Source organism: Halorientalis pallida (genome assembly GCF_004118325.1).
GTDB lineage: Archaea > Halobacteriota > Halobacteria > Halobacteriales > Haloarculaceae > Halorientalis > Halorientalis pallida.
Map to the genome: position 1 here is coordinate 1 of NZ_RDFA01000009.1, position 25,211 is coordinate 25,211.

Consider the following 25,211-nt stretch of genomic DNA (forward strand, 5'->3'; position numbering starts at 1 on the left):
CCTCGATCCAGTGCTCGCCGATGTCGGGCCGCACTTTCTCGTCGACGAACTCGCGGGCCGACTCCTGGATCATCCGCTCTTCTTCCGAGAGGTCCGCTTCCACGCCGTAGTAATCGAGCATACAACGCCCTAGGTTTCCAGTGGTAAAAACACTACTCAACCAAACCGCTGTTTGTTAAATCCGGTGGCCGGGGGGTAAATTCCCGTGTCGTCGGTCGGATCGCCTGCGGCTCACCGGGTCGAAACTGCAGTGCTCCCAGTTCGATCCCCCTATTCTCGGGGTGTCCGGCCCGCACGGGCTCCGTCCGTTCGTGCCGCGGTCGACGCTCGCTCCCTGCTCGCGCGAACCGAGGCCTCGCGCTAGTCGTCCGCGGCGCTAGTTCCTGGGTCGCCGCCGGTCCGTTCGGCCTGCACCTCACGGACGAAGGCGGTGAAGTTGTCGAACAGGCGCTTCGCCTCGCAGGCGGCGTCGTAGTTGTCGGCGTTGATGCCGTCGAGCACCTGCTGGATGCGCTCCTGACTCAACTGGTCGTCTTTCCCTTCGGTGACCGACGCCGCCGTCTCCATGTCGTACTCGGGGTGGAACTGGACGGCGAACACGCGGTCCTTCCGGAAGCCGTGGATACCGTAGTCGTTCCGGGCGAAGACGGTCGCGCCCGGCGGAGCCTCGACCACGCGGTCGGAGTGGGTGGTGAAGACGGTGAAGTCGTCGTCGACGCCGTCGAGCAACCGGTTCTGACCGTCCTGCCCGACGGTACGGTACCCGATCTCGTACTCGTCCATGGCCTCGACGCGCCCGCCCATGACGTCGGCGAGCAACTGGTGGCCGTAACACACGCCCAGCGCGGGGAGACCGGCCTCGATGGCGTCGCCGACCCAGGCCTTCAACTGGCCGATCCACTCCCGCTCCCAGTAGACGGACGCCCGCGAGCCCGTCACGACGAACCCGTCGTAGCGGAAGTTCTCGGGCACCTCACCCGCCGGACAGTCGAACTCGACGAGGTCCGCGTCGAGTTCGCGACGGAAGTTCCGTCGGGTGTCTGCACCGTCGTGGGCCGCGTTCAACAGGGCGATGCGTGGCCGCGTCATCGTCCCTGTGTACTCACTCCAGACTGAAATGCCCGTCCGTCTCGACACGTCTTGCCGCGCCCGCACTCAGCCGTCCAGATCGGCGTGCTCGTTCAGCTGTCCGGCCAGCGCGTCCTCGAGGAGCGTGGGCTCCTCGGCGGCGACGAGGTGGCCGGCGTCGATCCCCTCGAATGTCCCCTTTGGCAGGTCCTCGGCGAGGTCTCGTCCCGCCTCGACCGGGACCACGGCGTCGGCGCGGCCGTGGACCACGAGTGACGGCGTCGTCACCGTATAGAGGTCCGGCATCTCGAAGTCGAGCATCGCGCCGATCTGTGCGTCCCAGCCGTCGGGGCCGGCGTCGTCGTCGGCTCGCCAGCCGGCGATCCGGTCGACGGCCTCGGGGTGGGCCTCGACGACGCCGGGCGAGAACGCCTCCGTCAGTGACGCCCGGAGCGCGTCGCGGTCGTCCCGCGGTGCCTGCAGGTCTCGGAGGGCGTCGGCGTCGACGCGGCTCCCGTCGGCCGTCGTCCCGAGTAGCGCGAGCGTGGTCGCCCGTCCGTACTCGCGAGCGTGCTGGAGCGCGACCATCCCGCCCAGTCCCGCACCGACGAGGTGTACAGTCCGAGTCCCGTGATCGGCGAGCACGGCCTCCAGATCGGCGGCGAGCGTCGCCACGTCGTAGGGGCCCGGCGGGGCGTCCGAACGGCCGGTCCCACGGAGGTCCCAGACGAGCGTCTCGACCGGGCCGGCGAGCGCGTCGACGAGCCACGACCAGCACCACGCGCCGTAGCCCGCCGGTTCGACGAACGCGACCGTCGGGCCCGCGCCGGCGGTCTCGTAGTACAGGTCCTCGTCGCCGTTGGTCGCGGTCGGCATGTCTCGTCGTTGCGCGGCCACCGATTTGAATCCCCACGGGTCGCGCCGTCCGGGCGCGCTCACCCGCCGGCCGTCCCGTTCCCGGGATCGAACCGCCACAGCGTCAGCCCCCTGAACTTCGTCACGTCGGCGTCGCTCCGGTTCGCTTCGAGCGTATCGCGGTAGCGCCGCAGTCCGTCCGGCGGAACGTGGGAGGTGACGAGCCAGGCGGTCTCGTGGCCCCGAACCGCCGCCCGTATCTCGGTCGTCGACGCCGACGCCGGGAGTGGTTTCACGGCCACGTCGTCCCGCGAAAAGTAGTGCTCGAAGGGGTTGGCGTAGGAGGGCTGGCTGACGAGAACCACGTCCCCGGCGGCCGCGTCGGTCCCGACCGTCTCGGACACCTCGTCCCACTGGGCGTGCTGGTCCTGGGTGTAGTACACCGGCAGCGGGAGCAGGAACGCGAGCACGAGGACGCCGCCGACGATGTAGCGCATCTCGACGCTGCCGACGAGTCGGACCGACGCCGCCAGCAGAACGTACAGCCCCATCGCCGCCCCGATGGTGTACCGGTACACGTAGATCGGCGTGACCAGGTACGAGATCAGAACCGGGACGACGACGACGATCCCGACCCAGGAGCCGAGCAACGCCGTCCGCTCGCGACCGGTGAGCGCTCCCCAGCGCTCGCTCGCAGTGCCGCCGTCCCCTCGGGCCTCGCGGGCCTCACCGGCCCCGCCGGTCCGTTCGATGGCGTAGTCCACGGCCACGAATCCGCCGACGAGCAACAGCGCCAGCGATCCGATCACCGGATTCCAGGGGTCGACGTAGGCCCCGAACGTCAGGAGGATCCGCGACACCGTCGGCGCGGGAATCCAGGTCAGTCCCGTCGGCCCACCGCCCCCCGACGAGAGCGCCTGCCCGAGCAACACCGCGATCCACGGGAGCGCAACCAGGCCGACGACGGCCTGTGACGCGAGCCACGTCCGGAACGGCACGGCGGGTCCCTCGTCGTCGAACCACCGGGAGCCGACCACGAAGACGTTCTGGGCCAGCACGACGAACAGCGCGAACGCGTGGGTGTAGACCAGCAGGACCGTCGTCAGCGCGTACCCGGCCACCGTCCGGCGCGTCGGCGTCTCGACGACCCGCACGAGCAGATAGAAGGATAGCAGTGTCAGCAGCGCGAACAGGCTGTACATCCGCGTGGTCTGGGAGAAGTTGATGTGGAACCGCGCCACGGCGAGGACGGCCGCGCTCAGCAGACCGACCCGCCGGTCGTAGAGGCGCGCGCCGACGCCGTAGATGACGACGACGGCCGCGACGCCGAACAGCGCCGCCGGGAGCCGTGTGATCGTCTCGGTGGTCCCGAACAGGTCCGTCCAGCCTTTCAGCACCGCGTAGTACAGCGGCGGGTGTCGGTCGACCGTCGGCACCTGAGTCAGCACCTCCGGCAGCGTGCGCCCGGCCACGAGGTTCAGCGACGCGATCTCGTCGAGCCAGTAGCTCTCCTTCCCGATATCGTACAGTCTGAGTCCGGCCGCGAACGCGACGATGCCGTACAGTGCCGCCGGTAGCGACCGGAGTCGATCCGTGAACACCCCCATACCCGTAGGTCGAGATTCACGGGAGAGTTGTTAGCTGTTGTGGATTTACCGGCACCGGCGACCCACCGATCGCGCGCCGATCAGGCGCGCAGGACCTGTTCGAGCACGTCCGGCGCGTCGTCCAGCGCGTCGTCCAGTGCGTCGCCGTCGGGGCCGCCGCCCTGGGCGAAATCCGGCGGGCCGCCGCCGCCACCGCCGACCTTGCTCGCGAGTTCGCCGACGACCTCGCCGGCGTCGATCCCGGCGTCGTCGGGCACGGCTACGACGAACTGTGCGCCATCCCGGCCACTGCCGATGACGGCGATCTTCCCCTCTTCGACGAGGGCGTTGGCCGTCGCCCTGAGTTCGTCCATGTCGGCATCCAGCCGCTGGATCACCGCGGGCGTCCCGCCCACGTCGACTTCCTCGCCGTCGTCGCCGGCCGCCCGGACCTCCGCCAGTTCCTCCTTGAGCTGCTCGATGGTCTTGCCACGCTCTTTCCACTCCGTGAAGAACCGGTCGGCGGTCTCGGGGACGTCCTGGGGAGTCACGTCGAGGGTGTCCGCGGCCGCATAGAGGGCGTCTTCCGTCTCCTGGGTCGCGCCGATCGCGGCGTCGCCGGCGGCGAAGGTGAGCCGTTCCACGCCGTCCTGGATGCGCTCCGTGTTCAGGAGCTTGATCGCGCCCACGTCGCCGGTGCGGGCGACGTGTGTCCCACCGCAGGCCTGTACGTCCTCGTCGACGTGGATCAGCCGGATCTGCTCGCCGGCCGGAATCCCGCCCTGATAGAGGTCGAAGCCGTGTTCGGCTTCCGCCTCGTGGCGGTCGGGCCACTCCTGGCTGACCGACGTGTTGTCCATCACGACCTCGTTGGCGAGGCGTTCGATCTCCTTGACCTGCTCGCGCGTGATGGGCTCGTAGTGGCGCACGTCCAGCCGGGCGCTGTCGGTGTGTTTCTGCGCCCCGGCCTGGCGGATGTGGTCGCCCAGCACCGTCCGGGCGGCGTGGCCGACGATGTGAGTCGCGGTGTGGTGACGCATGAGCCGGCGTCGCCGGTCGGCGTCGATCCCACCGCGGACGAACTCGCCTTTGCCCGGATCCTCGTCGACACGGTGGAGCACGACGCCGTCGACGATCTGCACGTCGGTCACCTCGGCGGTCACGTCGTCGGTCGTGATCGTCCCGTGGTCGGCGGGCTGGCCCCCACCTTCGGGGTAGAACATCGTCTGGTCCAGCACCACGTCGTAGCCGTCGTCCTCGCGCTCGAAGACGTCCAGCACCATCGCCTCGAACTCCATGCGCTCCTGGTCCTCGTAGTAGAGGCGGTCTGTCTCGGGCAGGTCGGCCAGCCGCTCGCCGTGACTCGACTCCTCGACCTCGGCCGTGGCCGTCTCGGCGTCGTGGCGGTTCGCGACCAGCGAGTAGAAGTCGTCCGGGACCGCCACGTCCACGTCCCGCTCGGCGGCGATCTCCTCGACCATGTCCGGCTGGATGCCGTGGCTGTCGTACAACTCGATCAGCTCCTCGGTCGGGATGGGGTCGCCGGACTCGGCGTAGTCGGCGGCCAGCTGGCGGACCTTCCGACCGCCCCGGTCGAGCGTCTCGCGGTACTTCTCGACCTCGGTGCGGACGATGTCACGGATCGTGTCGCGGTTGCGGTAGTCCAGCCGCTCGGCCTGCATGTCGACGAGTTCGTCCAGCGGCGCGTCCACGCCGACGTTGTCACAGAGCCGCTTGGTCCGTCGCAGGACCATCCGTGCGAGATAGCCCGTCCCGACGTTCGACGGGACGATGCCGTCACCCAGCATGTACGCCAGGGTCCGGGCGTGATCGGAGATGGCGTAGATGTCCTCCAGGGGCTCCACGAGGTCGCGCAGGCGGTCGACGTCGACCCCGAGTTCGGTCGCGATGTCCGCACGGGCGGCCTCCACGTCGTCGACGTCGTCGATGTCCAGGCTCCCGGAGAGCCGCGCGGCGTCGTGGACGATGGCCGCCTCCTCGCTCGTCAGATCGACCCCGGCGTTGTCCTTCAGGAAGTCGATCATGTCGGGGTAGATCGCCTCGTACACAGTTGGAGTGCCCTGACTCATCCAGGTCCAGCGCTCGATGCCGTAGCCGGTGTCGATGACCCGGCGATCCATCCGGGAGTAGGTGTTGCCGTCTTTGAGCTCGTACTCACCCTCCGGGTCCTGCTCGAAGCACATGAACACCAGCGTGGCCAGTTCCAGCCCGCGGTAGATGACCTCGAAGGCCGGGCCGGCGTTGCCCCCGCCGACCCACGGGTCTTCGATGAACGTCAACTCGCCCATGTCCGCCCCGAGCGACTCGAAGAACTCGACGCAGTACTCGACACACTCCTCTTTCCAGTAGACCTCACCCTCGTAGGCGTAGTCCGAATCCTCGGCGGCGTTGAACGCGTGGTGGCCGCCCATCTCGAAAGCCATGGTGTGGCGGCCGGTCTTGCCCACGTTGTCGATGTCCTGCATCCGGATGCAGGGCTGGGACACCACGAGGGGGTTCGCCGGCGGCGGCGACTGCCCCGAGGTCACGTGGGGCTGGAAGTCGTAGATCGACGCCTGCGTCAGGAGGACGTCGTCACGCCAGCGGTTCGCCGCGACGGGGTAGGGATCGACCCGCTCGTGATCGTGGTCCTCGAAAAAGGAGAGAAACGTCTCGCGCATCTCCGACAGCGACAGCTCGTCGTCGAACCCCGGATTGTCGATGAAACTGTACTCCGCACACGGGGGCTCGCCACAGGTCTCTCGACTCCCGTCGAGCGTCCAGAAGTGGTCCCCACAGGCCGAACACGTCAGCCGGTGAAACCCCTCGTCTTCGAAGTACTGGAGTTTGTACTCCGCTTCGAGCTCACTCATTCGTTGCCATACTGTGGTCAACCGGGCGGTAAAACAGTTCCGAACAGCCGGCGAGATTCGCCGCCGTCTGGACGTTCGAGGTCCCGACGTGCCCGCCGCGCCGGCCTACCCGCTCGCCACCCCCGCCACGTTCCTTTTGTCGCTGCCCGGTCTGTGTTCGGTATGGCCGACACCACACTCCGCACGGTGGCCCGGCTCCCCGACCGCCGTCCGGCCGCCTCGCTCGCCCTCGCCGTCCTCGCGAGCGAACTGCTCGGCGGCCTCGGCAACCTCCTCTCGCTCGACGGCGTCACGACGTGGTACCCCACGCTGACGAAACCGGCGTTCACCCCGCCGAGCTGGGTGTTCGGTCCGGTCTGGGTCACCCTCTTCGCCCTGCTGGGTGTCGCCGCCTGGCTCGTCTGGCGTGCCGGCCTCGACGAGCCCAGCGTCAGACTCGCGCTCGCCCTGTTCGCCGGCCAGTTCGCGTTCAACGTCGCGTGGTCCGGCGCCTTCTTCGGCCTGCGCTCGCCACTGTTCGGGCTGGTCGTCATTCTCGCGCTGTGGCTCACCATCGTCGCCACCGTGCTGGCCTTCGACCGGGTGGACCGCCGGGCCGCGCTGTTGCTGGTGCCGTACCTGGCGTGGGTGAGTTTCGCCGCACTGTTGAACTACGAACTCTGTCGGTTGAACTGATGGACCCGACGCTCACGACGGTCGCCGCAGGGTTCGGCGGTGGAGCAGCACTGGTCGGCTGGCGCGCCCGCGGCCGCGAAGGTCGTGCCCGGACGGTCGCCGTCGCCCTCTCGCTCCTCCCGGTTTCCATCGGGACCTGGTACCTCGCCATGGCGACGGGGTGGGCCCTCTACGCCGGTGACCGCGTGGTCCACTGGGGCCGCTTCGCCGACGGCGTCCTCGCCATCCCCTTGCTCGTGTTCGTCCTCTCCCTGCTCGCCGATGCCGACCGCACGACGACGGCGACGGGGATGGCGCTCGGCGGGTACAGTATGGCCGCGACGCTGGCCGCGACACTGACCACGGGGGCGGCGAAACTCGCGTGGCTCGGCGTCGCCGTCGGCGCTTTCTGTGCGCTCCTGTGGGTCCTGTTCGGGCCACTCTCGCGATCGGCTCGGGACAGCGCCGACGCCGCGCCCGCGTTCGGGCGCGGCCGAAACGTCGTCGTCGCCCTGTTCCTGCTCTACCCGGTGATCTGGGTGCTCGGAGCACCGGGCTTCGCGCTCGCCCCGGCCCTGCCGTTGTTGCCGGCACGGGTCACCCTCGACGCGGCGCTGAAACTCGGCGTCCCGCTTCTCGTGCTAGCCTGGCTCCCAGCCGCGGACGCTGACTGAGGGCCCAGCCGTCTCGACGCCTCGATCCGTACTGCCGTGACGGATAGCCGAGCCCGAGCGTATCGACGACCAGCCGACACTCAGTCGTCCAGTGCCAGCGAGGCCAGCAGGGCTTCGAGCTGGATGCGTTCGTTGGCCCCCTCGGTGATCCGGTAGTCGGCCTCGCCGATGCGGTCCAGCAGCGTGACGGCGGCGTCGTCGTCCAGGTCGAACTCCCAGACCGAGCGGTGCAACTGGTCGATCACGTCGCCGCCGGCGATGCCCTCGTCGGTGAGCAGGTCGTCGAGCGTCGAGCGGGCGGACAGAAAGTCGCCGTCGAGCGCCTGCGTGACCATCTCGTGGATCTCCTCCGGGCGTGCGGTCGAGGTGATGGCGTAGACGCCTTCCTCGTCGACCACGTCGCCCGTGACCGCGGCGGCCTGGAGCCCGTTGATCGCCCGGCGCATGTCGCCGTCGGCGGCGTAGATCAGCGCGTCGATCCCGTCGTCGGTCACCTCGATGTCTTCTTCCTCGGCGATGATCCGGATCTGTTCTTCGACGGCCTCGTCCGAGAGGGGGTTGAAGCGAAAGACGGCACAGCGGGACTGGATCGGGTCGATGATCTGACTGGAGTAGTTACACGAGAGGATGAACCGGACGTTGTTCGAGAACTCCTCCATCGTCCGGCGGAGTGCCGACTGGGCGTCGCTCGTGAGGGAGTCTGCCTCGTCGAGGAATATAATGCGGTAATTCGCGCCGCCGAAGGAGGACCGGGCGAAGCTCTTGATCCGTTCCCGGACCACGTCGATCCCGCGCTGGTCGGAGGCGTTGAGTTCGAGGAAGTGCTCCGCCCAGTCCTCGCCGTACAGGTCCCGGGCGATGGCGAGCGCCGCGGTGCTCTTCCCGATTCCGGCCTCCCCCGAGAACATGAGGTGTGGCAGGTCGTCCCTGGCGACGTAACTCCGGAGGCGTTCGACGATGGTCTCCTGTCCGACGATCTCGTCGAGCGTCTGCGGGCGGTACTTCTCGATCCAGATCTCGTCCCGCCCGGCCCGCGACTCGGTGTCGGCCTCGCTCATAGTCCGGGCAACGAGTGGGCTCGTCATAAACTGCCCGGGACCGGTCGCGCACGGCCCCCACCAGCCCCGGTAGGCCCTCAGTAACTACTGCCGTCCGGCCCCGTCGATCGGTATGGACCGCGAAACGGACTTCCTCCTCGTCACGGCCGTCGGTCTCGGGCTCTCGATCTGGGTCCTCGCCAGCGCCGTCCGGCGACGGCGGACCCGCCGGTGAGCGACACGCTCAAATCCGGTCGGCCCGACCGCCGGACATGGTCACGGTCGAGGTGGTCGGCGAGGAGACCCGCGAGATCGACCCCGAGACGCTCGGGACTGATCCGACCTACGCGGATCTGGTGCGGGCCGTCGACTACAGCCCCCACGAGGTGTCCGTGCTGGTCGACGACCAGCCGGTCCCCGAGGACCGCGCGGTCGATGCCGACTACGTCCGCGTCCTGCGACTGATCAAGGGCGGGTAGCGGGTCGTGACGAATCCGCCCCAGCCCCCCGCGCTCTTTACCCGGCAGCGGCTATCCCACACCGATGGAGATTCGCGAGGCGACGGCCGAGGACCTGCCGGCCGTGATGACAGTCTTCGACGGGGCCATGCTGGCGACCGACGTGGCGACCGTCCGGCAGGCCATCGACCGGGGCGACCTGCTCGTGGCCGTGGCCGAGGGCCGCGTTCTCGGAGCCTGTCTCCTGGTCGGCGACGAGATCGAGGCGGTGGCGGTCCGGCGTGCTCGCCGAGACCAGGGCATCGGCACGGCGCTGGTCGCGGCCGCCGCCGACCGCCGGGCGCGCCTCGTCGTCGAGTTCGACCCGCGGGTCCGGCCGTTCTGGGCGTCGCTCGGGTTCGAGATCGACGCCGCCGAGGGATCGGACCGCTACCGGGGCGTCCGCGAGTGAGTCACGCCTCCAGCGTGCGGACGCGTCTGAGGACGCGCTCGACGGCGTCGTCGGACCGGTAGTCGAGTTCGCCGCTGCCCTCTCGATACGTGACCACGCCGGCGCTCGACAGTTTCGGCACGTGTGAGTGGACGAGCGAGATCTCGATTCGCTCGGGGGACTGGCCCGGAACGCCGCCCACGTTCGCGAGGTACTCCGCCGCGTTCGTCACGGTGACGGGCTCGTCGGCGAGCGAGAGATACGAGAGCAGTTCCCGGCGGGTCCGGTTCGCGAGCAGGTCGAGCGCGGTGTCGACCACACCGGGATCGACATCGGCGGCGAACGGGGAGAGTCGGTCCGGCGGCCGCTCGTCGGGACCGCGGGCGGTTCGCTGTGCCAGTTCGTAGCCCGCCCAGCGTGCCAGCAGCGCGACGACGGCCACTTCGAACTCGTCGAGGGACTCCTCGTGGGGGGCTTCGCTCGCGAAACAGACGGTCCCTCGCCGCTCGCCGTCGAACTCGACGGCGGACCCGACGTAACTCTCGAGCCCGAACCGCTGGTAGGCGGGGTCGTCCGCCCAGCCCTCCTGACTGGCCGCTTCGACCGTCAACTGGCCCGTGTCGGTCCGGATGGTCCGCCGACAGTACGTTTCCGGGAGCGGCAGCGTCTCGCCTTCCTCGACGAGGCCGTCCTCGCCGGCGGTCAGGACGATGTCCTGCTGGCCCGCCTGCTGGTCGATGTGGGTCAGAAAGCCGTAGGAGAGGTCGAGACGGTTCCGCTCCCGTTCCAGTGCCCGTGCCAGTCGGTCGGTGAACGACGTTCCCGGATCCAACACGATCGTCGAGAGATCGAGCAGGTGATCGACTCGTTGCTCCGGAGTCGCGTCAGCCGCCATAGCGAGTAGTATTATCCAGTCGTTTCCTTAGATCTTTGGGGTGTAAATTGGCGCTAGGATGGCCTTATTGCACGAATTCACCGCTTCGAATACCAGATTCAGACGAGGGGTTCGACCAGCTCCCGTCCGGCCGACAGGAGCTCCCGCACGCGCTCGTCGCTGGTCGCCTCGGCGTACACCCGGAGCTTTGGTTCGGTGCCGCTGGGCCGGACCAGCAGCCAGGCGCCGTCCGCCAGGAAGATCTTGAAGCCGTCCACGTCGTTGACACGGTCGACGGCCGTCCCGGCGATCTCGTCGGGCAGTGCCCCGTCCAGATCCGCGATAACCTCGGATTTGCGGTCGTCGGGACAGTCGACGCTGATCCGATCCTGGTGGACTTCGCCGTGTTCGTCCTCCAGTGCCGACACGCGCTCGTCCAGCGGGCGCTCGACGGCCGCGGCCGCCGTCAGCAGTGCGAGCGTGACGCCGTCCTTGTTCCGGAGGTGGCCCCGGACCCCGAAGCCACCGCTCTCCTCGCCGCCCATCAGCGCGTCCGTCTCTCGCATGGCCTCGGCGACGTGTTTGAAGCCGACCGGCGTCTCGGCGACGGGCTCGCCGTGAGCCTCGGCGACGCGGTCGACGATGGCGCTGGTCGAGACCGTCCGGACCGCGGACCCCGACTCGGATTCGAGCAGATGGTCGTACACCGCGGCGAAGAACAGGGAGGGGTCCAGAAAGCCACGCTCGGGTGTGACGACGCCGATCCGGTCGGCGTCGCCGTCGTTGGCGATCCCCAGGTCGGCCGGGCCCGACCGGACACGTTCGATCAACGTGTCGAGTTTCTCGGCGCTTGGCTCGGGCGATTCGCCGCCGAACTCGGGGTCGGTCCCACAGCGCAGGCGCTCGACCTCGGCACCGGCGGCTTCGAGCAGGCGGTCGGTCACGTCGCGGCCGCTCCCGTGCATCGCGTCGTAGGCGACGGTCAACCCGTCGAGATCGGTGTCGACGAACGCCAGCGCGTGGTCGACGTACGGGCCCACCAAGTCGACTTCCTCGACGGCCCCGTGTTCGGCCTCCGGGAGTGGGTCGGGGTCGGCCAGGTTGGCCTCGATGCGGTCGGTCACGTCCGCCGGGGCCGGCGAGCCGTCCTCCGGGACGAACTTCACGCCGTTGTACTCGGGCGGGTTGTGTGAGGCGGTCAGCATGAGCGCGCCGGCCAGGTCACGGTCCCGGACGCTCCAGGCGACGACCGGGGTCGGACAGTCCCGCTCGGGGAGCAGGACGTCGAACCCGTTGGCACAGAGGACGCGCGCGAGTTCTTCCGCGAAGCCCCGCGAGTGTTCCCGGGCGTCGTACCCCACCGCGACCGTCCCTGTGTCGTCGTCCTCCCGCAATACCGAAGCGACTCCCTGCCCCACCATCCGGACGCGCCGGTCGGTGAACGTCTCCAGGGTGGCCCGCCACCCGTCGGTGCCGAACGAGATCTGATCCATACGGTCCCTCGCTCGTGGCCCTGCAAAAAGTCACGGTTGCTGACAATCCAGTGGGGGTTCCACACCGGCCCTACCGCTCTCAGGCCTCGATCAGCCGCTCTTTCTCGGCCCGAGAGCACTCTTTGATCTCGTACTCGCGGGACATGGCGGCCGACTTCGAGGCGAAGGCCTCGACGTGGACGAGTTCGACCGGCGTGCGCCCGCGGGTGTACTTCGCGCCCTCGCCAGCGTCGTGTTCGGCGACCCGGCGCTGTACGTCGGTCGTGTAGCCGGTATAGAGAGTATCGTCGGCACAGCGTAGCACGTAGACGTAGTGGTCCGACACGGGCGGACTCTGCACGCGGGCGACGGTGAGCGTTACGTTCGGCGTCGGGACTACGGAGGTACGAAAGGGCAGTGTCGCCCGGCCCGCTGCCGGAGCAGTGCCGCCGAAATGGGCTTCGCGTGGTGTCTAGACCACGATTCGGGTGGCCACAGTGGCCGTCACGCTTTGTGAGCGCGCTCGCGTGCGACCTCGGCGATGCCAGCGTTCGCCGAGCAACTCGGGCAGGCGTGAACCTCGCCGTACTCGTCCGCGAAGACCCGAGCGAACTGGTCGGACACGTGCGCGCCGCAGTGATTACAGTCTGGCATTCGTCACTGCCGGCAGCGACCGACTGCCGACACTATCTGTAGGGGTCGCGTGTACATATCCTCAATACCGGACCAGTAAGGTATCCCCGCGTGGCCGCGCCGTCTCTCGGTTTTGGCTCCTCACCCATCGCGAGCGGCGTCGACCGCGCGGGCGATCAGCGCGGCCTGTGCCCCCGCGGTGAAGCCGGCGTCGACGTTGACGACGGTTAGGGCGGTACAGGACTGGAGCATGCCGTCGAGAGCGGCTTCGCCGTCGCCCGCGTGGCCGTAGCCCGTCGACACCGGGAGGCCGATGACGGGGGTGTCGACGAGGCCGGCGACGACCGTCGGGAGCGCGCCCTCGCGCCCGGCGGCGACGATCAACACGTCGAGGTCGCGGAGCGCGGGCAACTGGTCGAGCAAGCGGACGATGCTGGCCACGCCAACGTCGTCGACGCGCTCGACCTGTGCGCCCATCTCGCGGGCGAGGACCGCCGCCTCGCCCGCGGGTTCGGCGTCGGACGTGCCGGCGGTGACGACGCCGACGGTCGCGTCCAGGTGCGGTCGCTCGAACCCGTCGGTGTGAGCCACCAGCACCCGTGCGCGCTCGTGATACGTGTCCTCGGCGTCGTGACTCGCCAGGCGTTCCCTGACCGTGGCCAGCGCGTCGGCGTCCAGTCGGGTCACGATGGCTCGCCCGGTCGTCTCGACGGCCGTGGCCGCCAGGTCGGCCACCTCGGCCGGCGTCTTCCCGTCGGCCAGGATCGCCTCCGGCACGCCCGCCCGCGTCTCCCTGGCGGCGTCGAACCGCCCGGCCTCGCCCGTGGCGTAGCCGGCGAGTTCCGCCTGTGCCTCGGCGGGACTCACCTCGCCCGTCGCGACCGCTTCGAGCAACTCGCGCATACGCCCCCTCCACACTCGACTCACTCCTACCCATCGACTCTGCCGCAGAATAGACGATACACTGACACATATTCTTTCAGACCAAAGCGCGCGCGAGCGACCGCCTAACGGGTGTACACGACCAGTTCGCCGGTTCGAAGGGGGTCGACGCAGGCTTTTCGTTAAATACCGGCCAGTGGCTTTAAAAAGGGGGAACCGCGAAACCGGCTCAGACCCCCGTGAATACCGGCGAGAAACTGCACAAACGGGAAAGTATTTAAACCACCCTCTGGAAAGGCCGCGTGTATGGCAGACCTGATCGTCAAAGCCGCCGTCAAGGAAGCGCTCGATGACATGAACGTCGCATCTGACTTCTACGACGCACTCGACGAGGAAGTCGACGAGCTGCTCGAGGACGCCGCACGTCGTGCAGAGGAGAACGACCGCAAGACCGTCCAGCCGCGCGACCTCTAGGCTGGGAATCCAGTTCGTTTTTTCACCGGGTACCACGGCCGCCAGCCACGGGTCTACCGCTCCCGGACCGTCGCACCGTCGTCGGTTCCGACGTAGATCGCGTCGGCCAGGTCGACGAACAGGCCGTGTTCGAGGACGCCCGGACACGCCGAGAGGTCGGCCGCGAGTGCGGCGGGGTCGTCTATCTCCCCGAAGTCACAGTCCAGCACGAGATTCCCGTTGTCGGTGACGACCGGGCCGTCCTTCCGCTCGGCGAGCCGGAGGTCCGGCTCGCCACCCAGGTCACGGATGCTGGCCGCGACGGGCTCGCGGGCGTCGGGGAGGACTTCGACTGGCACCGGGACCGACAGCCGGTCGGCGAGCTTGGACTCGTCGGCGACCACCAGGAACCGGTCGGCGGCGGCGTCGACCAGCTTTTCGCGGGCGTGGGCCGCCCCGCCGCCCTTGATCAGGTCGCCGTCGGCCACCTGATCGGCCCCGTCGATCGCGATATCCGGTGTCGCGTCGTCGAGCGTCGTCAGCGGGACCCCCACCTCCCGGGCGAGTTCCCGCGACTGGTAGGATGTCGGGATTCCCTCGACGTCCAGACCGGCGTCGACCGCCCGGCCGAGCGCCCGGATGGCGTGGGCCGCGGTGCTGCCGGTGCCAAGTCCCACCACCTGTCCGTCCGCGACGGCCTCGGCGGCGGCCTCGCCGGCGCGTCGCTTCGCCTCGTCACTCCCGCCGCGTTTCATGCCCGGGAGAACCGCATCCGCGGACAAAAAGCCGTGGGATCGCCCGGCCAGGAGGCGGATACTTTTGAGGATCACACCCGTCGCCCCGCGTATGTTCGGAACCAGCGGCATCAGGGGACCGGTGGGCGAGACGGTGACCGCGGACCTGGCGCTCTCGGTCGGGCGCGGCCTCGGCGCCGACGCCGAACGGGTCGTCGTCGGCCGGGACCCCCGCGAGAGCGGCGAACTGCTCACCGACGCCCTGACGGCCGGGCTGCGCGAGTCCGGGACCGACGTACTGGACCTGGGGCTGGCGGCGACGCCGACCGTCGCCCGCGCCGTGGCGTGGGAGGAGGCCGACGCCGGCGTCTCGATCACGGCCTCGCACAACCCGCCCGCGGACAACGGGATCAAACTCTGGCAGGAGAGCGGCCAGGCGTTCGACGCCGAGCGCCGGGAGACGATCAGCCAGCGCGTCCGCGAGGGCGCCGCCGATCTTCAGGGCTGGGACGCACTCGGGGACCGCCGGGACGCCGACGCCCGCGAGCGCCACGTCCGGGCGCTGGTCTCCGCCGTGGACGTCGCGGACCCGCCGTCGGTGATCGTCGACGTGGGCAACGGGGCCGGCGGCGTCACGGTCGACGCCCTGCAGGAACTGGGCTGTCACGTCCAGACGCTGAACGCCCAGCCCGATGGCTCGTTTCCGGGCCGTCCCAGCGAGCCGACCGCCGAGAACTGTGACTCGCTGGCGACACTGGTGGCCGAATCCGACGCCGACCTCGGCATCGCCCACGACGGGGACGCGGATCGGATGCGCGCCGTCGCGGGGGACGGCACCTACCTCTCGGGCGACGTGACGCTCGCACTCTTCGCCCGGGCGGCCGCCGACCCCGGTCAGCGCGTCGCCGCGCCCGTCGACACCAGCCTCGCGGTCGCGGACCACCTGGCCGAGATCGACGTGCCCGTCGAGCGGACGCAGGTCGGGGACGTGTACGTGGCCGAACGGGTCGCCGAGGACGGCGTGGCCTTCGGTGGCGAGCCCAGCGGGGCGTGGATCTGGCCCGACGCGACGCTGTGTCCCGACGGCCCACTGGCGGCCTGTCGACTGGTCGAACTCGCCGCCGAGCGCCCCCTCGAAGACCGAGCGGCCGAGATCGACACCTATCCCATCCGCCGCGACAGCGTCGCGGTCGACGACAAGGCCGCCGTCATGGACCGAGTGCGGGACCTCGTTGCCGACCGGTACGACGCCGTCGAGACGCTGGATGGGGTGCGCGTCGACCTGGGCGACGGCTGGTTTCTCCTGCGGGCCAGCGGGACCCAGCCACTGATCCGGATCACGGCCGAGGCACGCGGGGCTAATCGGGCCGAGACGATCTTCGCGGACGCTCGTGACCTGCTGGAGACCGCGAGAAGTTGAGGGGTGGTTCCGGACGACGGGCCGTACCGTCCCGTCGGGGGTGGCTATCCGCGCCGCGTCGACCGCGCTTTCCGGACGTCAGCGCCGTCGCGGATCTTGTCCTCACACTGCGGGCAGACCCGTGGTGCTTGGATGCCGTTCGGTGTAAAGACACGTGCATACGCGGCAGTGACAAAAGCGCCGCAGTTCTGACATTCCGGCATACATCCGGTGCATAGGATGGTGTTGTCTTAACTTTGGGTGGTGATTGTGACACTCTCCCGCGCCGACGAACGCCTCGGACACCGCCACGGACGGCCCGTCCGCTCGCTACCGGTGTCATTTGCCGATACGTTCTGCGCACGACGTGTCGGGCCACGACCAGCCACCCTCGCGCGCTATATATCGGACGAACGTCACGACTCCGCTCGGGACGGGCCGTCGGCGACACAGCCTTTTGACGGTGCCGGTCGTACCCCGGGCCATGTCACGTACTGCCGTGATCGCCGGCGTCGGCCCCGGGCTCGGCGAATCCATCGCCCGACGGTTCGCCGCCGAGGGCTGTCGCGTCGGGCTGTTCGCCCGCTCTGAATCGTACCTCGACGACCTCGCCACGGAACTGGACGACACCGCCGGCGCAGGGCTAGCGGTACCGACCGACCTCACCGATCCCGAAGAAATCGCCGCCGGATTCGCGGCCGTCCGCGAGGCGTTCGGTCCCGTCGACGTCCTCGTCAACCACGCCAGCGCCGCCTCGTGGGACGGCCTCACCGACATCTCCGCGGCGTCGTTCGACCGCGCGCTCGCCGTCGGGCCGAAGGCCGCGCTCCACTGCTCGCAAGAAGCTGTCACGGACATGCTCGATTCGGACGGCGGCACGGTGATCTTCACCGGCGCGACCACGTCGGTCCGGGGCCGGGAGGGCGCGGTCGGGTTCTCCGCCGCGAAGTTCGCCTGCCGGGGACTGGCCGAGTCGATGGCTCGCGAACTCGGCCCCGAGGGCGTCCACGTCGCCCACGTCGTCCTCGACGGGATGATTCGGCCCCCGGATACCGAGGTCGAGACCGAAGCGGACTATCTCGACCCCGACGCCATCGCCGACAGCTACTGGCACCTGGTCGAGCAAGACGAGTCGGCGTGGACGCTGGAACTCGACCTGCGGCCCCACGTCGAGGAATTTTAGAGACCGATCCCCACGTCGAGGTCCCGGTCACAGGTCGCCTCGAAGGCGCTGTCGGGCTGCTCGTCCGCGTCGGCGTACCGGACCAGCGTCGCCGCGTCCAGTTCGGCGGGGACCTCGAACCCGAGCACGCCCGCCCGCGTCTCCCCGGGCGAGAGATCGACGCTGACCTCGAAGCCTGCGTCGAGCGACCGGAGCGGTGGCTCCAGGTACCACGTCGCGTCACAGAGTTGCGCCCGCAGGCCGAACACCCCGTAGGGTCCGACGTCGACCGGGCGGTCGACCGCGGGCGTCAGTTCCAGCCGGAAGACGACGTAGACCATGCCCCGTGCCGGGCTATAGGAGAGAAACTCCGAATCGTCAGGGGACATCGACGGCTGTGTCCGGGCGTTCCAGCGGACCGAGAGCGTCGTCTCCGCGTCGGCAGTTCCGTCGGCGGTCGTCGGAATCGGGTCGGCGTCCCCGGCGCTGGATTCCACGACACAGCCCTCCGGCATCGGGGTCGCGGGACAGCCGGCAGCGTCGCCGGTCGCGGTCCCGTCGGTCGTGGCCGCGCCGGTCGTCCCGTCGTCGCGTGCGCCACAGCCCGCCAGCCCTGCGGCCAGTGCCAGCGCGCCGGTCCGGAGCACGCCTCGTCGTGACTGTCGCATTACTGGCCCTGGTGTCGACGACCCGGATATCTCTTCGGGCCGTATCGCCAGCCGTGCCGACTCCCTCACCGGTTCCGGCCGAGTTCCTCGTGGCTGGTCACCCAGTCCGAAGCCGAGATGGCCGAGGCCAGCGACAGCTCGCCGGCGAGGACGACGCCGGCGGCGATCTCGGCGAACTTGTTGACGTTGCCCGCGCCGTCACAGTCCAGCATCTGCAGGGCCTCGTCCTGGGTCGGCAGGCCCGTCCCACCGCCGTAGGTCGCGACGATGAGTGACGGAATCGTGACCGAGACGTGGACGGAGTCGTCGTCGAGCAGCGTGGCGTTGACCAGTGCCGCCGAGGATTCGGCGACGTTGGCCTCGTCCTGCCCAGTGGCGACGAAAAGCGCCGCGAGTCCGTTGGCCGGGTGGGCACCGTTGGTGTTCGCGCCCGCCAGCATCGAACCGAGGTTGGCCACGTCGCCGTGGTGGACCAGACTCTCCGGGTCGGCCCCGAGGTGGTGCGTGAACACCTCTTCGGGGATGGTGGCCTCGGCGGTCACGCGCTTCCCGCGGGTCATCATGTCGTTGACCCGGGAGTGTTTCTTGTCGGTGGCGAAGTTACCCTCCAGGTAGAAGTTCTCGACGTAGCCGGGGAACTCGCCGAGGATCCAGTTACAGGCGGCGAAAGTGGCCTTCCCGACCATGTTCTGCCCGGCGGCGTCGCCGGTCTCGAAGTCGAAGCGGAGGAAGGCGAGGTTGTTGGTGAGGTAGTCCTCGATTTCGACCAGTTCCGCGACGCTGGAAGTCTCCTCGGCCTTCTCCTCGACGGTGTCGTAGTGATCGAACACCCAGTCCCGGAAGTCCCGGGCGCTGCGGGCGTCCTCGAAGACGAAGACCGGTGCGCGGTTCATCCGGTCGTCGACGACGGTTGCTTTGACGCCGCCGCTGAGGTTGAGCGCATTCATGCCGCGGCTGTAGGAGGCGACGAGCGTGCCCTCGGTCGTGGCCAGCGGGATCGGGTACTCGCCGTCGGCGTGTTCGCCGTTCACTTTGAGTGGCCCCGCGAGCCCGATCGGCATCTGGGCGACGCCGACGAAGTTTTCGATGTTGCCCGCCAGTTCCTGGGGGTCGACGGAGTAACTGCTGATGTGTTCGAGGTCCGCGTCGGTGCGTTCGGCGAGGTACTCGTGGCGCTCGTCGATGGCGGCCTCGCTGTAGTTGTCGGCTTCGTCCCGAGGGACACTTGGAACCGCCTCCTCGTCGCGGATGGTGTCGGTGACCGACAGCGACAGCGACCCGAAGGGATGAGCCAGGAAGTCGATCCCGATGTCGTGGTCGCCGGTCGGGAGTTCCAGTCCCGCGACGGTGACGTACACCGTCCGCCCGACCGGGAACCCCAGCGGATCGTCCTCGTCGACCTCGGCGAGCGCGTAGGTCTCACCCTCCGAGGTTTCGAGGGTCACGTCGCTGGGCATGACCTCGTCGCCGTTGATCTCCAGACGGTCGAGGCCGCCGAACTCCGCGTCCTGCAACCTGTTTTTCACCTCGAAGCGAACGCCGTCGTCGGTGTTCGCGAGACTCCCGTACGTGTACAGTCGCTTCAGCACCTTCTCGGGCACGTCGAGCGAGACGACGCCGTTCCCGCCGACGAGGTTCGCGTAGAGCCTGTTCAGTATGCCGGTGTCTGGCTTCGGCACGACCATCGTATCCGTTTCTTACCAAAAAATAGAATTAAAATTTTCCATCTCTCTCAAGAATAGCCGAAGATATAACACCTAGTGTTAATATACCCGAACACGTCCGGTCGTCCTTGATACCTCTCCGCTGGCCGGTGGCGTCGCTGGTCGATGTCGTCGAGTCGAGACACGTCGACGTGGGACCGTGACCGTCAGGTTTCCAGTCGATCCAGCACGGCGTCGGCGTCGTAGTTCAGCGTCAACTCCCGCGAGCGGCCGCGGCCGTCGACGTCGGTGTAGGTGGCGTCGATGATCCCGAGCTGGTCGAGCTTGTTGATGATCTCCGAGTAGCGGGTGTAGCCCAGGTCGGTCCGCTCGTGGAAGGTCTCGTAGACTTCGCCGGCCTGCTCGCCGGAGTGTTCGGCGATCACCGCGACGAGGGCTGCCTCGCTGTCCGAGAGGCCACGGAGCGCCCGCGAGAGGTGGACGAACTTCGATTTGTCGTAGGCCTCCTCGACGTCCTCGACGCTGACCTCCTTGGAGGCGCGCATCTCGGCGTTCAGCCCGGCCCGCCGGAGCAGGTCGATTCCGACCCGCAGGTCGCCGTTGGACTCGGCGGTGAGTTCGGCGACCCGATCCAGTACCGTCGGCGAGATCACGCCGTCGTGAAAGCCCCGGTCGACCCGCTCGCTCAGGATGTCGACGATCTCGGCCTCGCCGTACTTCGGGAAGTACACCTCCTCGGGGCGAAACACCGACTGGACGCGCCCGTCGAGTTCCTCGATCACGTCCAGGTCGAGGTCCGAGGAGATACAGATGACCCCGATCTTCGCACCGGCGTGTTCCTCGTGGGCACGAAGCAGGGAATAGAGCGTGTCCGAGGCCTCGTTCTCGTAGAAGAGGTAGTTCACGTCGTCCAGCGCGACGACGAGGACTTCCTCGTCGTCGACCAGCCGGTCGGTCACCTGCTCGAACAGCCGCTTGAACGAGATTCCGGACGAGGGCGGCTCGTAGTCGAAGATACCCTCGAAGAGTCTGGAGAAGACCGAATAGCGGGTGCCGTTGACCTGGCAGTTGACCCGGACCGCCCGCACGTCGGTCGTCTCGGCGCGTAACTCGGTGTACAGCTTCTGGACGGCCGTCGTCTTGCCGGTCCCGGGCGGGCCGCGGGCGATGACGTTCAGCGGCCGCGAACCCCGAACTGCCGGCCGGAGCGCGTACTTCAGGCTCTCCATCTGGGAGGTCCGGTGGTGGAACGTCTCGGGCAGGTAGTCGATCTCGAAGACGTGCTCGTCCCGGAACACCGACTCGTCCCACGAGAGCATCCCCTCCTCGGGGTCGTCGGTCATCACTTTCACCACGCTCCCCACAGGACTTAATTGTTCGCCAGCGCTCACGCGCCAGCCACCGGCAACTCGACGACGAACACGGCCCCGGACTCGCCGTCTGCCCGATCCTCGACCCGGACCGACCCGCCGTAGCCCTCGACGAGGCAGTACACGAGGTACAGGCCGATCCCCGAACCAGGGCTGTCCAGTCCCTTCTCGCCCTTGCCGAAGATCGTCTCCTTCTGTGCATCGGGGACGCCAGGGCCGTCGTCGGTCACGCGGACACACACTGTGTCACCGTCGCGCTCGGCCGAAACCGACACCGTCGGCGACGGCCCGTCGTTGTGCTGGACCGCGTTGTTCAGCAGGTTCCGGAACACCGACGGCAGCATCCCGTCCGCCGCGACCCGGGCGTCGGGCAACTCGCCGTCGACCTCGAAAGTCGCGTCCGGGTAGGACTCGCGGCGCTTCTCCAGTTCCGTCTCCAGCGCGTCGGCGAGGTCGGTCGGCTCCGGTTCGACCTCTCCGTCTCCGACCACGACGTCGACGTGATCGCGGGCGATCTCGGTGAGTTCCACGACGTGTTCGCTGGCCCGCTCGATCCGTTCGAGCGCGTCTCTGTCGTCGTCGTCGACGTGGGCTTCGAGCGCCTCCAGCCACGCCAGCACGACGGTCATGTCGTTGCGGATATCGTGGCGAACGACGCGGTTGAGGACCTCCAGTTGCTCGGTCCGTTCGGTCAGCCGTCGCTGGTGTTCGACCCGTTCGGAGACGTCCCGGACCGTCGCGACGACCTTCCGTAACTCCCCGCCGAAGCGGACCGCCGAGAGCCTGATGTCGATCACGTCGAAGATGCCCGTCGGCGACTCGACGTCCAGTTGTGTCCGGTCGTCGCCGCTCTCGACGAACGCCTCGAAGGCCCGCTCGAACTCCGCGACCGGTTCCTCGCCGGCCACGCCATCCTCGGTGAACACTCGTACCGTGTTCCCGATCCACCGCTCCCGGTCGATGCCAGTCACCGCGGTGATGCGCGGGTTGACGTACTCGATGGTCCCGTCGGTGTCGAAGACGTACACCCCGTCGCTCACGTTCTCGACGATGGTCTCGTAGAGCGTGGCCTCGCGTTCGGTGTCCTTCCGTTCGGTCACGTCCCGGACCCTGGCACAGACGGCTTCGCCGTCGTCAGACTCGATGATCGAGAGCGCTACTTCCGTCCAGAAGGGTGTCCCGTCCCTGTGCTGGCTGTACCACTCGATCGTCGTCGGTCCCTCCTCGCGCGCCCGATCGACGAGTTCGTCGGGACTCGCCGGCCACTCCCAGCCGTCGGCCGTCACGTCCGACAGCGTCACCTCGTCCACACGATCCGTACTGTAACCCACCAACTCGCAGTACCGCTCGTTGGCGTCGAGGACGTCCCCGGTGTCGGGGTCGAAGACGACGAGCGCGTCGGCGGCGTGCTCGAAGAGCGACCGGTAATCTACCTCACCCGTCATTCTCCGTACGTACGTCGATCCGGCACATGACACTTTTGACGGGGTCGCCGACGGCACCGGGCCCCACTCGTGCCGGCCCGACACCCCCGTTTCGGGTCGAACAACCACTCGGAGACAGATTCCGTCGACACACCGCCGTTGATAGAGAGTTAATATCGCTACGGCGGAACGATTGCGGCACGAAGCCGCACGTCCGGGGGGACGGAGGGGATCGATGGACTGGGTACTCGTCGTTTCGGCTATCGCCGTCGGTGCTGGCGTCGGACTGTGTGTGCTCGGTTGTGACCGGGCACTCACGACCGACAGAGCGACTGCGCTGATTCTCCTCGTTCCGCTGTTCGTCGGGACGGCGAGCGCGGGCGCGGCCGATCAGGTGGGCTCGGTCGCGTGCCAACTCGGCATCGGCGATCTCGTCACCTTCGCGCTGGCCGCGCTCGCCGCGTTCCACGTCGTGAAGGGTGCGATCACCGCGACGGTCGCGTTCAACGAACTCGGCTCCCCCCGTGCGGACCGACAGCGCCAGGGTCGCCGTGCGATGATCGGCGCGCTTCAGGTCACCGCCGGCGCCTTCTTCCCCGTCGTCGTCGGGACCGTCTTCACCGCCGTCCTGGATCTCGAACTCGGCGCGTGTATTCACCTGGTCTGATCCGTTCGCGTGTCCGGCGGTGTTCCCTGCGTCGCCGACACGTAGCGCCGGCTGCACGAGGGCTCCTCGATCCCTCGCCGGTCACACCGCCAGCTACCCGAACTTGGTCAGCAACCGCTCGTAGAACGCCTTCGACCGTTCGTCCCCGTCCTCGGCCAGTTTCTCCACGATCAACTCCGGCGTCGAGCGCGCCAACTCCCCCTTGACCGGCGACCGATTTACCCGAAGCTCCCCGTCTTCGAGCCCGACGGCCTGAATCCCGTCGACCTGGACGTCGAAGTCGGCGGCCGCCCGGATCTCCCGGGCAAGATGGGAGACGAACACTGCCGTCGCGCCCCGCTCGTCCAGCGCTTCGAGGATACCCGCCATGATCTTGGCGCTCGCGCCCGGTTCGGTGATCGACTCCAGTTCGTCCACCAGCACGAGTTTTCGCGCTGAGGCAGGCGTCTCGCCGTCGCCCTCCTCGCCCACGCCCGTCACCAGGCCGCCGAACTCCCGGAGCGTGGACTCGAAGGCCCCCGCGTCGAGGGTTCCCTGTGTCTTGGCGTGGTAGTGTAGTTCGGCGAGCCGCTCGACGCGGGCCGCCTCCGCCGGCACCGGCAACCCCATGTGCGCGAGGAGGACGAGCAGCGCCACGAGATCCAGCGTCGAGGTCTTCCCACCGCTGTTGACGCCGGACAACAGCGTCACGCCGTCGACACCGTAGTCCACCGGCTCGACGGCCTCGAACGGCACGTCCAGCAACGGCGAGCGCCCCCCCTCGATCTCGAAGCCCGGGGCTTCGTCGGCACTCGTCAGCGTCGGCATCGTGCAGTCGAAATCGCGGGCGAATCGCGCGACCGCCAGCTCCACGTCGAGATCGAGCGCGGCGTCGACCAGTTCCTCGGCGGCCGGGCGCGCGTCGGCCAGTTCGCCCGCCAGTTCCCGTTTGCGCCGGGTCGCCCGCCGGTCCCGGGCCGCGGTCAACTCCTCGCGGAGGCGGGAGACGACGGACTCGTCGCGCTCGACGGGAAACGTGGGTTCGTCCGGGAACGTCCGACGAGCGATGCTCTCGGTGTCGCGCAACTGCAGTGCGTCCACGAGGTGGTCGCGGGCCGCCGCCACGGCGTCGGCGTACTCGTCGGCCAGTTCCCGGCCCAAAAGCGAGTCCACGCCCGCGCCGCGTTCGACCAGCGTGAGCAGGTCCGCACCCTCGATGGTCACGTCCCGCTCCTCGATAGCCTCGCGGAGCCGGTCGTTGGCCACGGACTCGGCGGTCGAGACCGCGGCGTCCAGGTCGTCGACGGCCGTCGTCAGCCGGTCGAGTTCCTCGTCGCCCCGGACCTGCCCGTCGTCGTCGAGCTGGTCGAGCGAACTCTCCAGCGCGGACAGATCGCAGTCGACCTCGATACCCGCCCGCTGGGCGACCTCGGTGGCCGCTCGCAGGCTATCGCGGTTGCGTGCGAAGAAGGTCAGCACCCGCTCGGGGACGACCTCGGCCGGGTTCTCCAGCGCCGACGGCTCGACGCGCACGTCGCCGTCCACTTCGACGCCCGTGAAATCTTCGTCGAGCGCGACCACGGTGGCGTAGCCTCGCGCGAGTTCCGAGAGCTTCCGGGCGTCGTCGACGAGTTCGACGCTGACCTCCGGGATCGCTTCCTGGGCCCGGGCGTAGGTCTCGGCGTCACCGGTCGCGAGACAGCGGTCGCGAATCCGCACGTCACCGGGCGCGTCGAGCGGTTCTACGTCCGCGAGTGCGTCCCGGACCGCCGGATCGGGGTCGCGGTCCATGGCCGCCGTCGCGAACTCGCGAACCTCCTCGATCCGGGACTCGGTAGCGCTGGGGTAGATCGTCTCCAGTCGTCGGGCGGCGTAGTCGGTGACCGTCCGCTCCTGGAACAAGGCGAGCGCTTCGCGGTAGAGTTCGTTCGCGCGGTCGGTCCCGAGGAAGCCGCCGGGATCGTCGTGGTCGCGCCTGATCGCACCGCGAGCGATCCGGGCCGCTCGCCCCTCGCTGATGCCGGGTGCGCGGGCGATGGCGGCCACGTCCCCGTCCCGGAGCGCACGCTCGGGATCGTCGAGCTCGGCCAGTCGCTCGGCCGTCTTCGCGCCGACCCCGGGAATCGCTTCCAGGTCCATCGACCCGTCCTACCGAACCCGAGGGCAAAAGCGTTCCCGGGTCGGCACGACGGGCC

Annotated in this window: 25 protein-coding genes and 1 pseudogene; 8 read left to right on the forward strand and 18 right to left on the reverse strand. The window is 68.7% G+C overall.

The annotated features are described in order from the left end of the window. The 5 genes and pseudogenes from EAF64_RS18995 to alaS all read right to left on the reverse strand — a co-directional run. A pseudogene (locus tag EAF64_RS18995) lies at positions 1-121 on the reverse strand (acyl-CoA dehydrogenase); the annotation flags it as partial. Positions 122-360: 239 nt separating this feature from the next. After that, the gene (locus EAF64_RS19000; RefSeq protein ID WP_129070564.1) at positions 361-1,089 is read right to left on the reverse strand and encodes a type 1 glutamine amidotransferase; all 729 of its coding nucleotides are present in this window, start codon (positions 1,087-1,089) and stop codon (positions 361-363) included. Positions 1,090-1,155: 66 nt separating this feature from the next. After that, entirely contained in the window at positions 1,156-1,944 is a 789-nt protein-coding gene (locus tag EAF64_RS19005; RefSeq protein WP_129070565.1) for an alpha/beta fold hydrolase, read from the reverse strand. A 59-nt stretch (positions 1,945-2,003) separates the two neighbouring features. After that, on the reverse strand, positions 2,004-3,530 hold the full coding sequence (locus EAF64_RS19010) for a glycosyltransferase family 39 protein (RefSeq protein ID WP_129070566.1): 1,527 nt from the start codon (positions 3,528-3,530) through the stop codon (positions 2,004-2,006). An 80-nt stretch (positions 3,531-3,610) separates the two neighbouring features. Continuing rightward, on the reverse strand, positions 3,611-6,382 hold the full coding sequence (alaS, locus tag EAF64_RS19015) for an alanine--tRNA ligase (RefSeq protein ID WP_129070567.1): 2,772 nt from the start codon (positions 6,380-6,382) through the stop codon (positions 3,611-3,613). 162 nt (positions 6,383-6,544) lie between these two features. Between alaS and EAF64_RS19020 the strand changes: the two genes are divergently transcribed. Both EAF64_RS19020 and EAF64_RS19025 read left to right on the forward strand, forming a co-directional pair. Continuing rightward, positions 6,545-7,057, forward strand: coding sequence for a TspO/MBR family protein (locus EAF64_RS19020; protein ID WP_129070568.1), 513 nt, complete (start codon positions 6,545-6,547; stop codon positions 7,055-7,057). After that, positions 7,057-7,710 carry a bacteriorhodopsin gene (locus EAF64_RS19025; RefSeq protein WP_129070569.1) on the forward strand — a complete coding sequence of 218 codons (654 nt, stop codon included), beginning with the start codon at positions 7,057-7,059 and terminating at the stop codon, positions 7,708-7,710. Before EAF64_RS19020 ends, EAF64_RS19025 begins: the two co-directional genes overlap by 1 nt. An 80-nt stretch (positions 7,711-7,790) precedes the next feature. Here the strand turns inward: EAF64_RS19025 and EAF64_RS19030 are convergent, their stop codons facing one another. Next, the gene (locus EAF64_RS19030) at positions 7,791-8,768 is read right to left on the reverse strand and encodes a replication factor C small subunit (protein ID WP_129070570.1); all 978 of its coding nucleotides are present in this window, start codon (positions 8,766-8,768) and stop codon (positions 7,791-7,793) included. Positions 8,769-9,019: 251 nt separating this feature from the next. On the opposite strand from EAF64_RS19030, the gene samp2 reads away from it, so the two are divergent. After that, positions 9,020-9,226, forward strand: a complete 207-nt coding sequence (samp2, locus tag EAF64_RS19035; protein WP_129070571.1) for a ubiquitin-like small modifier protein SAMP2 — start codon at positions 9,020-9,022, stop codon at positions 9,224-9,226. 64 nt (positions 9,227-9,290) lie between these two features. Then, positions 9,291-9,656 (forward strand): GNAT family N-acetyltransferase, encoded by a 366-nt coding sequence (locus tag EAF64_RS19040; RefSeq protein ID WP_129070572.1) that lies wholly within the window; start codon positions 9,291-9,293, stop codon positions 9,654-9,656. Position 9,657: 1 nt separating this feature from the next. Here the strand turns inward: EAF64_RS19040 and EAF64_RS19045 are convergent, their stop codons facing one another. From EAF64_RS19045 to larB, 5 genes are all read right to left on the reverse strand, one after another. Then, entirely contained in the window at positions 9,658-10,530 is an 873-nt protein-coding gene (locus EAF64_RS19045; RefSeq protein ID WP_129070573.1) for a DUF7344 domain-containing protein, read from the reverse strand. 98 nt (positions 10,531-10,628) lie between these two features. Next, entirely contained in the window at positions 10,629-12,002 is a 1,374-nt protein-coding gene (locus EAF64_RS19050; RefSeq protein ID WP_129070574.1) for a phosphoglucomutase/phosphomannomutase family protein, read from the reverse strand. 79 nt (positions 12,003-12,081) lie between these two features. After that, a complete protein-coding gene (locus tag EAF64_RS19055; RefSeq protein WP_129070575.1) occupies positions 12,082-12,327 on the reverse strand; it encodes a GIY-YIG nuclease family protein in 246 nt (81 codons plus the stop codon). Positions 12,328-12,485: 158 nt separating this feature from the next. Then, the gene (locus EAF64_RS21495; protein WP_170845344.1) at positions 12,486-12,635 is read right to left on the reverse strand and encodes a DUF7563 family protein; all 150 of its coding nucleotides are present in this window, start codon (positions 12,633-12,635) and stop codon (positions 12,486-12,488) included. Positions 12,636-12,755: 120 nt separating this feature from the next. Further along, the gene (gene larB, locus EAF64_RS19060; RefSeq protein ID WP_129070576.1) at positions 12,756-13,517 is read right to left on the reverse strand and encodes a nickel pincer cofactor biosynthesis protein LarB; all 762 of its coding nucleotides are present in this window, start codon (positions 13,515-13,517) and stop codon (positions 12,756-12,758) included. A gap of 285 nt (positions 13,518-13,802) precedes the next feature. Here larB and EAF64_RS19065 point away from each other — a divergent pair, with 285 nt between their 5' ends. Then, a complete protein-coding gene (locus EAF64_RS19065; protein WP_129070577.1) occupies positions 13,803-13,970 on the forward strand; it encodes a DUF1931 domain-containing protein in 168 nt (55 codons plus the stop codon). Positions 13,971-14,023: 53 nt separating this feature from the next. Here EAF64_RS19065 and rpiA read toward each other — a convergent pair whose 3' ends face one another. Continuing rightward, the gene (gene rpiA / locus EAF64_RS19070) at positions 14,024-14,704 is read right to left on the reverse strand and encodes a ribose-5-phosphate isomerase RpiA (protein WP_129070578.1); all 681 of its coding nucleotides are present in this window, start codon (positions 14,702-14,704) and stop codon (positions 14,024-14,026) included. 91 nt (positions 14,705-14,795) lie between these two features. Between rpiA and glmM the strand changes: the two genes are divergently transcribed. Then, positions 14,796-16,103: a phosphoglucosamine mutase gene (gene glmM, locus EAF64_RS19075; RefSeq protein ID WP_129070579.1), complete on the forward strand. Its 1,308-nt coding sequence runs from the start codon at positions 14,796-14,798 to the stop codon at positions 16,101-16,103. A gap of 44 nt (positions 16,104-16,147) precedes the next feature. On the opposite strand, the gene EAF64_RS21810 is transcribed toward glmM, so the two are convergent. Continuing rightward, positions 16,148-16,306, reverse strand: a complete 159-nt coding sequence (locus EAF64_RS21810) for a DUF7563 family protein (protein ID WP_422653630.1) — start codon at positions 16,304-16,306, stop codon at positions 16,148-16,150. A gap of 260 nt (positions 16,307-16,566) precedes the next feature. Here EAF64_RS21810 and EAF64_RS19080 point away from each other — a divergent pair, with 260 nt between their 5' ends. Further along, positions 16,567-17,265, forward strand: a complete 699-nt coding sequence (locus EAF64_RS19080) for an SDR family NAD(P)-dependent oxidoreductase (RefSeq protein ID WP_129070580.1) — start codon at positions 16,567-16,569, stop codon at positions 17,263-17,265. Here EAF64_RS19080 and EAF64_RS19085 read toward each other — a convergent pair. From EAF64_RS19085 to EAF64_RS19100, 4 genes are all read right to left on the reverse strand, one after another. Next, entirely contained in the window at positions 17,262-17,912 is a 651-nt protein-coding gene (locus EAF64_RS19085; RefSeq protein ID WP_129070581.1) for a hypothetical protein, read from the reverse strand. The two genes, EAF64_RS19080 and EAF64_RS19085, sit on opposite strands and share 4 nt — an antisense overlap. A gap of 65 nt (positions 17,913-17,977) precedes the next feature. Next, positions 17,978-19,597: a hydroxymethylglutaryl-CoA reductase gene (locus EAF64_RS19090; RefSeq protein ID WP_129070582.1), complete on the reverse strand. Its 1,620-nt coding sequence runs from the start codon at positions 19,595-19,597 to the stop codon at positions 17,978-17,980. A gap of 185 nt (positions 19,598-19,782) precedes the next feature. Next, the gene (locus tag EAF64_RS19095; RefSeq protein ID WP_129070583.1) at positions 19,783-20,919 is read right to left on the reverse strand and encodes an ORC1-type DNA replication protein; all 1,137 of its coding nucleotides are present in this window, start codon (positions 20,917-20,919) and stop codon (positions 19,783-19,785) included. 44 nt (positions 20,920-20,963) lie between these two features. Further along, entirely contained in the window at positions 20,964-22,391 is a 1,428-nt protein-coding gene (locus EAF64_RS19100; protein WP_129070584.1) for a sensor histidine kinase, read from the reverse strand. A gap of 214 nt (positions 22,392-22,605) precedes the next feature. On the opposite strand from EAF64_RS19100, the gene EAF64_RS19105 reads away from it, so the two are divergent. Continuing rightward, a complete protein-coding gene (locus EAF64_RS19105; RefSeq protein WP_129070585.1) occupies positions 22,606-23,037 on the forward strand; it encodes a hypothetical protein in 432 nt (143 codons plus the stop codon). Between the two features lie 93 nt (positions 23,038-23,130). Here the strand turns inward: EAF64_RS19105 and EAF64_RS19110 are convergent, their stop codons facing one another. After that, positions 23,131-25,155, reverse strand: coding sequence for a helix-hairpin-helix domain-containing protein (locus tag EAF64_RS19110; protein ID WP_129070586.1), 2,025 nt, complete (start codon positions 25,153-25,155; stop codon positions 23,131-23,133). Positions 25,156-25,211: the final 56 nt, after the last annotated feature.